The sequence below is a fragment of the Arhodomonas sp. KWT genome, from assembly GCF_010993615.1.
Genome location: NZ_WNXE01000021.1, coordinates 4,545 through 12,005 on the forward strand (window position 1 = coordinate 4,545; position 7,461 = coordinate 12,005).

12 protein-coding genes and 1 pseudogene are annotated in these 7,461 nt (G+C 70.4%); 7 read left to right on the plus strand and 6 right to left on the minus strand.

Annotated features, from left to right (window positions below; all coding sequences use genetic code 11):
* Together G7A99_RS06130 and G7A99_RS06135 are read left to right on the plus strand one after the other, a co-directional pair.
* The coding region (locus tag G7A99_RS06130; protein ID WP_205599753.1) for a DJ-1/PfpI family protein at positions 1-181 on the plus strand (181 nt) is incomplete at its 5' end.
* Positions 178-684, plus strand: coding sequence for an NUDIX domain-containing protein (locus G7A99_RS06135; protein ID WP_163139207.1), 507 nt, complete (start codon positions 178-180; stop codon positions 682-684). The genes G7A99_RS06130 and G7A99_RS06135, both read left to right, overlap by 4 nt.
* A 96-nt stretch (positions 685-780) precedes the next feature.
* On the opposite strand, the gene G7A99_RS06140 is transcribed toward G7A99_RS06135, so the two are convergent.
* The gene (locus G7A99_RS06140) at positions 781-1,338 is read right to left on the minus strand and encodes a DUF4332 domain-containing protein (protein ID WP_163139208.1); all 558 of its coding nucleotides are present in this window, start codon (positions 1,336-1,338) and stop codon (positions 781-783) included.
* A 172-nt stretch (positions 1,339-1,510) separates the two neighbouring features.
* Between G7A99_RS06140 and G7A99_RS06145 the strand changes: the two genes are divergently transcribed.
* Positions 1,511-1,879, plus strand: coding sequence for a DUF6164 family protein (locus G7A99_RS06145; RefSeq protein WP_018717133.1), 369 nt, complete (start codon positions 1,511-1,513; stop codon positions 1,877-1,879).
* 10 nt (positions 1,880-1,889) lie between these two features.
* On the opposite strand, the gene G7A99_RS06150 is transcribed toward G7A99_RS06145, so the two are convergent.
* Positions 1,890-2,417, minus strand: coding sequence for a macro domain-containing protein (locus G7A99_RS06150; RefSeq protein ID WP_163139209.1), 528 nt, complete (start codon positions 2,415-2,417; stop codon positions 1,890-1,892).
* Positions 2,418-2,606: 189 nt separating this feature from the next.
* Between G7A99_RS06150 and G7A99_RS06155 the strand changes: the two genes are divergently transcribed.
* Positions 2,607-3,245 (plus strand): class I SAM-dependent methyltransferase, encoded by a 639-nt coding sequence (locus tag G7A99_RS06155; RefSeq protein ID WP_163139210.1) that lies wholly within the window; start codon positions 2,607-2,609, stop codon positions 3,243-3,245.
* Here the strand turns inward: G7A99_RS06155 and G7A99_RS06160 are convergent.
* Positions 3,221-3,883, minus strand: coding sequence for a Crp/Fnr family transcriptional regulator (locus G7A99_RS06160; protein ID WP_163139211.1), 663 nt, complete (start codon positions 3,881-3,883; stop codon positions 3,221-3,223). The two genes, G7A99_RS06155 and G7A99_RS06160, sit on opposite strands and share 25 nt — an antisense overlap.
* 102 nt (positions 3,884-3,985) lie before the next feature.
* Between G7A99_RS06160 and G7A99_RS06165 the strand changes: the two genes are divergently transcribed.
* Together G7A99_RS06165 and G7A99_RS06170 are read left to right on the plus strand one after the other, a co-directional pair.
* On the plus strand, positions 3,986-4,183 hold the full coding sequence (locus tag G7A99_RS06165) for a DUF2892 domain-containing protein (RefSeq protein WP_018717137.1): 198 nt from the start codon (positions 3,986-3,988) through the stop codon (positions 4,181-4,183).
* Positions 4,184-4,341: 158 nt separating this feature from the next.
* Positions 4,342-5,001, plus strand: coding sequence for an energy-coupling factor ABC transporter permease (locus G7A99_RS06170; RefSeq protein ID WP_163139212.1), 660 nt, complete (start codon positions 4,342-4,344; stop codon positions 4,999-5,001).
* A gap of 21 nt (positions 5,002-5,022) precedes the next feature.
* On the opposite strand, the gene G7A99_RS06175 is transcribed toward G7A99_RS06170, so the two are convergent.
* Positions 5,023-5,640 (minus strand): NYN domain-containing protein, encoded by a 618-nt coding sequence (locus G7A99_RS06175; RefSeq protein ID WP_018717139.1) that lies wholly within the window; start codon positions 5,638-5,640, stop codon positions 5,023-5,025.
* Between the two features lie 49 nt (positions 5,641-5,689).
* Positions 5,690-6,076: a hypothetical protein gene (locus G7A99_RS06180; RefSeq protein WP_163139213.1), complete on the minus strand. Its 387-nt coding sequence runs from the start codon at positions 6,074-6,076 to the stop codon at positions 5,690-5,692.
* 180 nt (positions 6,077-6,256) lie between these two features.
* On the opposite strand from G7A99_RS06180, the gene G7A99_RS06185 reads away from it, so the two are divergent.
* The gene (locus G7A99_RS06185; protein ID WP_240466128.1) at positions 6,257-6,733 is read left to right on the plus strand and encodes a DUF3592 domain-containing protein; all 477 of its coding nucleotides are present in this window, start codon (positions 6,257-6,259) and stop codon (positions 6,731-6,733) included.
* A gap of 209 nt (positions 6,734-6,942) precedes the next feature.
* Here the strand turns inward: G7A99_RS06185 and G7A99_RS06190 are convergent.
* Positions 6,943-7,461: pseudogene (locus G7A99_RS06190) on the minus strand (potassium transporter TrkA); the annotation flags it as partial.

Consider the following 7,461-nt stretch of genomic DNA (forward strand, 5'->3'; position numbering starts at 1 on the left):
ACAGCTGACGGGTTTCTGGTCCATCCGGGACGATCTCGTCAACGCCGGCGCCCGTTATGTCGATGAGCCGGTGGTCACCGACGGCAATCTGGTCACCTCCCGCCACCCCCCGGACCTCGGTGCCTTCTGCCGTGCCATCATCGCGCGGAGCACCGGCGCAGCCGGGGGTGCCCCCCGATGAGCGGCGGCGCGCACCCGGGCGCCCCGGAACGCCTGTTCGTCGACCACCGCGGCGGCATCCGGCGGTGTCCGCCCGGACAATCGCCACGGACACGGGCGGGGATCCACGGGGTGCTGACCTGCAACGCCCGGGTACTGCTCGTGCGCCCGCCGGGCGGCAACTGGCTGGAGCTGCCCGGCGGCGGTATCGACCCCGGCGAGGACCCCACCAGGGCCCTGCAGCGGGAGCTGCGGGAAGAGGCGGGCGTGCGCGTTGCGGGGGTGGAACTGGCCGCCACCGCCGAGATCGCCATGCAGACGCGCTACTACGCGGCCAACCACGACGAATACTGGCACTACGACCAGACCTTCCGGCTGATCCCGCTGAGCGGTGAGCCAACGCTCCACCCGCCCGAAGAGCACGGCCATGAAGTGCTGTGGCTGCCCCTCGCCGAGCTGCACGGCGAGGCGCTGCACCATCTTCACCGTGCGGCGCTGGACCGCCTGCTCGGCCTGTGCACCTGAACACCGGGCGCACCGGCCACCCGCCGCCGCCCGGCCCCCGGACGGCAGGTTCATTGACACACCGTCACACGGGCGCCCCGGCCGCAGAGGGACGGCCTACAACCGCTCGCGCGCCGCCGCGACCCAACCGTTCACCCGCTCCTGGGAAACGACCATCTGCCGTGCCTTGAGCTGCTCGGTCAGCCGTGCGGCGTCGGTGTCCGCCAGATCGCGGAACGAGTGAATGCCAAGCTCGGCAAGGCGCTTCTGCACCGCCGCACCGATGCCCTTGATGGCGGTCAGGTCGTCCGCGCTACCGCCAGGGTTCGCCGGGGATTGCCCGGTCGCCGCGTTGGCATCCGCGCCACCGGTGTCGGGGGCACCCGCCGAGGTGGGAGCACTTGCCGGTGCGGACGCGGGCTTCGGCGAACCCTCGGCGCTGGCGGCCTCGCCGTCCCCCTGCCCGCCTGCCGGCGTGGCGGAAGCGCGGGGCGCCTGCGGGGTTGCCGGTGCCTCGGCACCCTGCCGTTTCGCCGTGGTCTCGCTCCCGCCCCGGGAACTCGTGGGCGTCGCCTGCGCCGAGCGTTCGCGGCCCTTCGACTCCGGGGCCTCGTCGATCCGCGGCAGCCACCAGAACACCATCTCCATCCAGCGTTTGAGCCATTCCGTCCACATGGCAACCTCCTGCCTATGTCACCCGATCCCCGCTCAATCTAACCGGGACGATGCAGTGCAGCAAACGAAAACCGTCGACCCGATCCGCATGGCTGGGTACCAGGGCGCAGACGTGCCCGTGCCCATCGCGTATCCTGCCCGCGGTCGGACACCTGCAGGATAGCCGCCGAACATGTCCCGTCTACTGATCAACCTACGCGACGTCCCCGACGACGAGATCCTGGAGCTGCGCGGCATGCTCGAGGCCAACGGCATCCCCTACTTCGAGACCGAGCCCAACCGCTGGGGCATCTCCATGGGGGCGATCTGGCTGGAGGACGACGACGATCTGGAACGGGCCCGGGCGCTGCTCGCCGACTACCAGGCCGAGCGCCAGCGCCGGGAGCGCAACGACTACCGCGAGCGGCTCGCACGCGGCGAGGCCGACACCCTCTGGCAGCGCGCGCGGCGCCGGCCGCTGGCAGTCCTCTTCTACTGTGCTGCCGCGGCGCTCATCCTCTACCTCTCGACCCAGCCCTTCCTGGATCTGGCACTGCCCTGAGCGGCGGTGCTCAGACCGCATCCAGCACGCGCTGATGCATCTCCCGGGCCCGTTCGTCCGGGAGCACGAAACGCACGCGCCGTACCGAGACGAGTCCACGGGCGGCCTCACGGACCGCGTGCATCGCCACCGGCGCGGCCTCCGCCATGGGATAACCGAAGGCACCGGTGGACAGCGCCGGGAAGGCGACCGACGCCAGTCCGGCGTCGTCGGCCAGCTCCAGCGCCCGGCGGTAACAGCGCGTCAGCAGCTCGTCCGAGGGCGTGTCGCGGCCGTACACCGGACCCAGACAGTGGATGACGTGCGGGTTCGGGAGTCCGTGACCGCCGGTCATCACCGCCTCGCCCGGGGCGATAGGCGCCAGCGGCGCACACTCCTGCGCGAGGCCGGAGCCAGCAGCGCGGTGGATGGCCCCGGCGACACCACCGCCCGGCATGAGGCGGGCATTGGCGGCGTTGACGACAGCGTCCATATCCGGCTGGCGGGTGATGTCGCCGACGACGCACTCGATCTGGACCTTACCGTCTCCTGTGGCCATGACCCATCCTCCGTGCCTGTCTGTGCGATCGGCCCGGTCACCGGGACCCGGCGTCCGCCGGCGGCGGCGACGGCGCCGGCCCCGCGGGGACGACCGTGCCAATGACCCGGTCCGTACGGCACACTGTGGCGGCAGCCCGCGCACCGTCAACCCGCGCGTGCCGGGATCACACCGGCAGGGAGACGCCCGATGCCCATCAACACCAACCGCTGGAACCGCTGGCGGTATACCGTCTACACCCCGATATACGATACCGTTGCCGGCGGCTTCGCGCGCCAGCGCCGTCGCGCCGTAGCGCTCGCCGGCCTGGTCCCCGGCGAACGGGTTCTCCTCTCCGGCGCGGGCAGCGGCCTAGACCTGACGGCAATCCCCACAGACACTCCGGTGACCGCGGTGGACATCACCCCGGCGATGATCGCCCGCCTGCGACGGCGCGCCCGCCGCGCCGGGCGCGAGGTGGACGCCCGGGTCATGGATGCCGCGGCGCTGACGTTCCCGCCCGCGAGCTTCGACGTGGTGTTTCTGCACCTGATACTGGCGGTGATCCCGGACCCGGTGGGCTGTATCCGGGAAGCGGCGCGGGTGCTCCGCCCCGGCGGGCGGGTGGTGATCTTCGACAAGTTTCTCGCCGACGACGCCCGGCCGGGGCTCGTGCGCCGTGCCCTCGACCCACTGGCGACCGTCCTCGCCACGGGCCTCAACCGCCGCGTCGGCCCGCTGCTGAACGCCGCCGGACTCGAGCGCGTCCATGACGAGCCCGCCGGCCTCGGCGGGCTGTTCCGGATCGTCGTCGCGCGTCCTGCTCAGGCGGTCTCCGGCCCGGCATAGAGCCGTGCCAGCGCCTGCGGGTCAGCGATACGCAGCCAGCCGCGGTGGCGCTCGATCCAGCCGGCGTGCTCGAAATCCCCGAGCAGTCGGGTGATCACCTCCCTCGCGGTGCCGAGCTCGGTGGCGAGCTGCTGGTGGGTGGCCCGTACCGTGTCCGCCTCCGCACGGTCCACAAGCAGCTCGGCGAGACGCGCATCCACCCTACGGAAGGCAAGCTCCTCGACCAGCAGCATCAGCGACTGCAATCGCGCGCCATAGCTGCGCAGCACCATGTCACGGAAGGCCGGCGAGCCCGACATCAGGTCGTCGAACACCGCCGGGGGCACCAGCAGTGCCTCGCTCGGACGCTCGGCGACGGCGGTGGCGTGATAGAGCCCCTCGTCGAGGAGACAGCCGATGGACAGCGTACACATCTGCGCCGGCAGGATGCGGTAGAGCACGATCTCGCTGCCGGCCGCGGACAGCATCTGAACGCGGATGCTGCCGCTGTGCAGTATGGGCAGACCGCTACAACGCTCCCCGAGCCCGAACACCCGCTGACCGGCCGCGAAGGCGACCTCCATGCCGTCGGTAATCAGGCGCTGCCGGGCGCGCTTGTCGAGTTCCGGCAGCCAGTCCATACCCCAGGTCGATGACACGGCACGCCCTCCCTGTCGTGGCGACCAATGGTGACAAAGTCACTGACCGATGCCGCTATTTTCCGGCATTATGACGATGGGAAAAAGGGAGGTTATAAGGATATGAAGGCAAACGTCGGCACTATCGACCGTGCGGTACGGGCCATTGTCGGGATCATTCTGATCGCGCTGGTGTTCGTGGGGCCGCAGACGCCCTGGGGCTGGATCGGCCTCATCCCCCTCGCCACCGCGGCATTCAGCTTCTGCCCGGCCTACCGGCTGCTCGGTCTCAACACCTGCCGCATCCGCGGCAGCCACTGAAACCCTTTCGGAGGGGCGGTCCGCCGCCCCCCTCCGAAGGCCGACCGATCGGCTCCTCACAGAGGTCCTGTCGTGCGTCGGTCAGTCGACCTGACACCTGACAATCCCTCTGGGAAGGTTAGTACAATGGAGGCCGTCGCAGACGAGCGGGTGACGAAGTGACCATTCCCGCGGACCTCTTTCCCGCCTCCTGGCTGTGGCTCGCCAACGCCCTGCTGGCCGCCTTGCTGGTGGCCGCCGTGCGGCGTGCGCCGTGGCGTCTGCTGGAGCGCTCCGAGCTGCAGCACGTGTTCTATGCCAGTGCCCTGCTGGTCGCGCTGCTCTGGCAGATGCGCGCCGGCATCGCCCCGGAGCTGCAGCTCCACCTGCTGGGCATGACCAGCCTCACCCTGATGTTCGGCTGGCGGCTCGCGATCGTGGCCGGCACGCTGGCGGCGGCGCTGTCCATCGTCGCCACCGGCGGTGCATGGCCGACGCTGGGTATCAGCGCGCTGCTCGGCGCCGCCCTGCCGGTGGCCATCACCCACGCGCTCTCCAGGGTGGTCGAGCGGGTCCTGCCGGCCCACTTCTTCATCTACGTATGGGTGAACGCCTTCCTGGGTGCGATGATCTCGGCGGGCACGGCCTACCTGTGTCTGATCGGCCTCGCCTCCGCGGCGGCCGCCTCGGCGGCCGCCCTCGCCCCGGACTACCTGCCGGTGCTGCCGCTGCTGATGTTCCCGGAGGGGTTCATCAACGGCGCAGTCATGACCATGCTCGTCGCTTACCGCCCGGAGTGGGTGAGCAGCTTCGACGACGAGCGCTACCTCAACCGCTGAGTACGCCCGCGTCGCGCCCGGTCAGCCGGTGACGTCGTCGCGGTGCTCGTCGATCCACAGCACCCGGTCGGAACGGGCCTGCAGGTCCGTGGACACACCGGCCGAGAAGACCGCCAGCTCGACACGCTTGCCGCTCTCCGAGAGATGCTCGACGGCGTCGATGAGATCGCCGTCGCCGGACGACAGCAGCAGTGTGTCGTAGCGGTCCCTGTGGATCAGCGCGAGGGTGGCGAGGCCGACGTCCACGCCCATCTGGCGCTGGTTGACGAGGTTGTGGGCGTCACCGCCGTGGGGACAGGCAAGGTCCACCTTGGTGCCGCAGTCCTGGCAGTAGGCGTTACGCACCCGTTCGTTCTTCAGCCCGTAGAGCTTGACGATCAGGTTCGGCCCGGCCGGGGCGGCGGTCTGCAGCCAGCCGTGGAACCGGTCACGGGCCTCGTGGGCCTCGTTCTGCACGCTGTTGAGATAGTAGCCGCGCCAGACCGGGCCGAGCTCGCGTTCGACGAGATCCCGCAGCTTGAGGTAGTCGACCCGCTGATTGGGGCCGAAGGCCTGCATGTTGACGGCGTGGATGTAGCTGGCATCGATCAGCCAGAGGCGGCGGCCGGGGGCGGTGTGGGTCGGTTCGTGCTCGCTCATGGTCCGCCAGCATACAGGAGTCGGGGAGGCGTCGCCGCCATCGCGATCCTCACCCGCCGTGACGGCGGGCGGCGCGGTTGATCTGTATGGACCAGCTCGCATGGGCGAGCACGGCCCCGAGCCCGAACACCAGCAGCGGCGCGAGTGCGCCCTCGGCGTGCTCCGGGCGGGCCCCGCGCAGCAGCCACAGCGCCACCCCACCCACCGCCAGGGTCGGCACCGTAACCACCGCGCGGCTCAACGCCGGGCTGTCCGGCAGGGCCAGTGGCCCGGCGAGCATGATGAATGCCGCCAGCGTTCCCACCCAGACCCCGGCCAGGAAGTCGCCGGGCAGCGTACCGGCAGTGAATCCCATCACCGGTGCCACCAGCACCGCCGCCAGCAACGTACCCGCGGCAAGACGCCGCCTCAGCGCCAAGAGATCCGTCCCGTTCACGCGTCCCTCCTCACTCCGTGCCGGCCGCACCGGCGCTCTATGACGCCGCGATCCTACTAAGGCGGTCACGCCGACGCCACCTCCGGCGGTCAACGCAGGCCGCACACGCATCGTCGGGGTGACGGCACGACGACCGCGCCGGTACCCTCCTGCAGGGAGGATGCAGGAGGGGGCGGCTTGATGCTGGGACGACTCGCCAAGTCTCTAATGGCGCTGGCGGTCGCGGTGGCGTTCGTGGTGATGGGCTATCGCTGGCAGCAAAGCGTGAAGGACACGATGGCGGACGCACAGGCGGTCGACGCCACGGTGATCGCCACCGGCGTCGAGCGTCAGGAGGACGACACCGGTGGCCAAACGACGGTCTCCTTCACGCCGACGGTCCGCTACCGCTTCGACTACCGCGGCGAGGGCCACACCACCGAGGGGATCTGGCCCGCGGCCACGGTCAGCGGCGAGCGGGACTGGGCGACGTCGTTCATCGAGGACTACCCGGTGGACGCGACGGTCACGGCGCACGTCCCCGACGGTGAGCCGGACCGCGCCTTTCTCGTGAACGAACGCACCTACGGGCCGTGGATCCCCATGGGCATCGGCGGCGTGCTGCTGGTGCTCTCGCTCTACGACCTGCTCCGGGCGCTACGCCCCTACCAAACCTAGCCGTGTAACCCCTCACCCCCGAGGCATACAATGTCGGCTGCGCCTGACAGCCAACATCGTCGCGGACGGGATCCCGGGCGGGTAGGTCGTGCACGGCCGCAGGCCGTGTGCAACGCTGCCGGAACGGGCCCGGAGTGTCGCACGACCTACCCGAAATTCCATTCGCTACCCTGGAGCAGGGTAAAAACACTGCGCCCCTATCCGGTCGCCTAGCGTTCGCGGCGCGCGGCAAGCCGGCGCCACAGCCAGCCGTCCGGGCGCTGCTCGCCGCTCGCCACGTAGCGGAAGACGTCCCGATTGGTCACGGTACGCTGCATCCGCGCCCGCTCCCCGTGACGCGCGCAGAGCAGCACGCGGTCCCCGCGGGCCAGGGTGCGATCCGGTCCCGGCAGCAGCCACGACGTGTCGCCGCGCTCGATCATCAGCACTTCCGCGGCAAGGGCGAGATCGCGCTCGCGTGGATCGCGCAGCAGCTCCGCCACCGTGAACGCGGCACCCTCACCCAGCGCCGTGAACAACGCCGGGGCCTCGGCTGGCCCGACGGTCAGCGTCCAGACCTCCGGCGAGGCCTCACCAACGCGGGCGTGCCAGCGCTCGAGCAGCGTCCCGATCCACTCGTCGTCTCGCTCGCGGACCGCCTGGAGGAAGCGGGGCAGCATCGGGGTGGCGAGCAGCCGGAGCATGCGCACCGCCATGATGCTGCTCGACTCCATGATCCGGTCCACCGC

Excerpts from the sequence above, each read along its gene's own strand:
- G7A99_RS06135 (WP_163139207.1), top strand. The coding sequence starts at position 178 with ATGAGCGGCGGCGCGCACCCGGGCGCCCCGGAACGCCTGTTCGTCGAC.
- G7A99_RS06140 (WP_163139208.1), bottom strand. The coding sequence starts at position 1,338 with ATGTGGACGGAATGGCTCAAACGCTGGATGGAGATGGTGTTCTGGTGG.
- G7A99_RS06145 (WP_018717133.1), top strand. The coding sequence starts at position 1,511 with ATGTCCCGTCTACTGATCAACCTACGCGACGTCCCCGACGACGAGATC.
- G7A99_RS06150 (WP_163139209.1), bottom strand. The coding sequence starts at position 2,417 with ATGGCCACAGGAGACGGTAAGGTCCAGATCGAGTGCGTCGTCGGCGAC.
- G7A99_RS06155 (WP_163139210.1), top strand. The coding sequence starts at position 2,607 with ATGCCCATCAACACCAACCGCTGGAACCGCTGGCGGTATACCGTCTAC.
- G7A99_RS06165 (WP_018717137.1), top strand. The coding sequence starts at position 3,986 with ATGAAGGCAAACGTCGGCACTATCGACCGTGCGGTACGGGCCATTGTC.
- G7A99_RS06175 (WP_018717139.1), bottom strand. The coding sequence starts at position 5,640 with ATGAGCGAGCACGAACCGACCCACACCGCCCCCGGCCGCCGCCTCTGG.
- G7A99_RS06185 (WP_240466128.1), top strand. The coding sequence starts at position 6,257 with ATGCTGGGACGACTCGCCAAGTCTCTAATGGCGCTGGCGGTCGCGGTG.